Source organism: Clostridiales bacterium, from assembly GCA_017961515.1.
In the GTDB taxonomy this organism is placed as follows: domain Bacteria; phylum Bacillota; class Clostridia; order Acetivibrionales; family RGIG10202; genus RGIG10202.
In genome coordinates this window covers 1-2502 of sequence record JAGCXC010000006.1, presented here as the reverse complement: position 1 = coordinate 2502, position 2502 = coordinate 1, and the positions used below count along the sequence as shown (strand labels likewise).

At 34.1% G+C, this 2502-nt stretch carries 3 protein-coding genes; 1 reads left to right on the top strand and 2 read right to left on the bottom strand.

Translation table 11 applies throughout. The annotated features are described in order from the left end of the window. Positions 1-1268, top strand: a 1268-nt coding sequence (locus J6Y29_00270; GenBank protein MBP5426327.1) for an ankyrin repeat domain-containing protein, incomplete at its 5' end; no start/stop codon positions are given. A 389-nt stretch (positions 1269-1657) separates the two neighbouring features. Here the strand turns inward: J6Y29_00270 and J6Y29_00265 are convergent. Both J6Y29_00265 and J6Y29_00260 read right to left on the bottom strand, forming a co-directional pair. Further along, positions 1658-1885: a resolvase gene (locus J6Y29_00265; protein MBP5426326.1), complete on the bottom strand. Its 228-nt coding sequence runs from the start codon at positions 1883-1885 to the stop codon at positions 1658-1660. 101 nt (positions 1886-1986) lie between these two features. Then, on the bottom strand, positions 1987-2502 hold a 516-nt coding region (locus J6Y29_00260), incomplete at its 5' end, for a group II intron reverse transcriptase/maturase (GenBank protein ID MBP5426325.1).

The window sequence follows — 2502 nt, the reverse complement described above, 5'->3', positions numbered from 1 at the left end:
GAAATACGCCATTGATTAGTGCATGTAGAAAAGGAGAGTATGATATAGTAAAGCTTTTGCTTGAACATGATGCAAAAGTAGACCATGTAAATAAAGGAGGATTTAGTGCGTTAAATCTAGCGTGTCAGGAAGGCTATGTTGATATTGCAAAACTTTTGATTAAAAAAGGTGCAAATATAGAACAAGCAATGCCTCCATATGGATATACGGCATTGATTGATGCATGTAAGGAAGGATATACTAAACTTGTAGAGTTTTTAATTGAAAAAGGTGTAGATGTAGAACATGGGACGCTAGACGGGAATACGCCATTGATTAATGCATGTAGAAAAGGAGAGTATGATATAGTAAAGCTTTTGCTTAAACATGGTGCAAAAGTAGACCGTGTAAATGTAGCAGGATTTAGTGCGTTAAATGTAGTGTGTCAGGAAGGCTATGTTGATATTGCAAAACTTTTGATTGAAGAAGGTGCAGATATAGAACAAGAAATGCCTCCATATGGATATACGGCATTGATTAATGCATGTAAGAAAGGTTATACTAAACTAGTAGAGTTTTTAATTGAAAAAGGTGTAGATGTAAACCATGCTAGTTTAGAGGGATACACTCCACTACATACGGCGTGTATTACAGGGAATTTTGATATTGTAGAAATTTTACTAAAAGCAGGAGCTGATATAGACGCATACACAAAAAAAATGGATACACCATTACATAAGGCGTGTATAAAAGGAAATGTGGGAACTGTTAGAATTTTGTTGGAAAGAGGAGTTTATCTAAATGATATTAATGAAGAAGGATTTACTCCACTAGCTATTGCATGTTCTAAAGGATATGACGTAATTTCAAGTATGTTATTAGAAAAAGGAGCAGATGCAAACATGTGTAATTCTAAAGGTATAACTCCACTATATAATGCGTGTGCAATAGGAAATATAAAGATGGTAAAGGAATTACTCGAGTATGATAGAGCAGATATAACAAAGTTACTAGAGAGTGATATAATCAATTTTAAAAAGGAAGTTTTAGAGTTGTTGGACGAAAAAATATTTGAAATTAGAGATAATGGCTATAATAAGTATTTAGGTGAGTACATGAAAAAGGTAGATAAGCTTGACAAATGTATTGAAAACGAATTATTAAAATATTGCAAAGATGATGTGAAAACTGAAAAGAAAGAGAATGTGCATAATAAAAAAAGAAAGGTAAGTGTGGAAAGAGTAGAAAGAGTAGAAGACAGGTCATATAAAATGCAACGTTGTCTTTAACATGTATTGGCAAGAATTCTCCCACATCTATAGGTGAGAGATAGTGCTTTTGGAAGCTTAATCCAATTACAAATTGAAGTAAGTTATTAGTTTTTTCAATGGATTTAAGGTTATATTACATTTTTTGTACATGTATAATTTCAAATAAAATAACCTCAATAGGTCACAAAAAGGTCACGAATTATTTTAATAAAAAAGCCTCCGTTATGGGGATTAAAATTAATTTGTTTTTAAAACGACTAATTTGTTTTCTCCAGAATCATAGTATTTTTACCATTTTTCATTCCTCATTCCTCCTTCCTCCTTCAAATAAATAACATTGCCTACTCTATGCATTTCCCTTTTTTTAGGTACTTCTTCCTTTTTAGGTAAATTTTCTATCGCTTTATCTATTGCATCTCTTCTAGAATTTTTTGAAATTCTTCCACTGAAATACCAGCTTCCTTAGCTGCTTTTTCTATTGTCAATATGCCATCTTTTGCAAATTTCACAAGTAATCTAATTCTTTCTTCTTGTCTACCTTCTTCCTTAGCTTCAGCTCGTTCACCTCGTATATGTTTTTCTTCATCATATTCAAATAAACACATATCTTTAAGTCGAGTAGACAGTCTCGACACTCCTTTCTTTCGTATTTATATACATGAAGGGATTGCCTACTGCCCCTCACAGAACCGTACGTGCGGTTTTCCCGCATACGGCTCTTCAAATCAACTTCGGCTCATAATGCCACATTCGCTTTAGTATACCATATGTCCACTGTTATCCGTGGCTTATTTACGTAGTAATCCCACACTCTATCGAAGCTATCCCATTTAAATCTTCCTTTCTGGTCTCTCCGGTTTAGCATATTGTACGTGCTTTCCTTGACGTACGTCCAATAGTTTTGGAGTGCTTTGAAGTTTCCATTTACTCCGTAGTAATTAGCATGTCCTGTCAGAACAATATTAATTAGTCTCATCGTATCTGCTACTGGTTTAGTTAGCCTCGTTCGCAACCATGCTTTCATCGACTGTCTCTTCGCCTTTAGCTTCTTTTGACTAGTCCTTATTCCTATCCTGTATGTCCCTGTTCGTGTTTTTGTATTGAAAAATGTGAATCCCAAAAAGTCAAATTCTTCTCTTTCTTTTGCACATTTTCCAATAGGCAGTATGCGCGTTTTATCTTCGGCTAGTTCTAAACCAAATTTCTCAAGCCTTGCTCTCAGCAATTTCATTACTTCATTTGCATCTTTTTC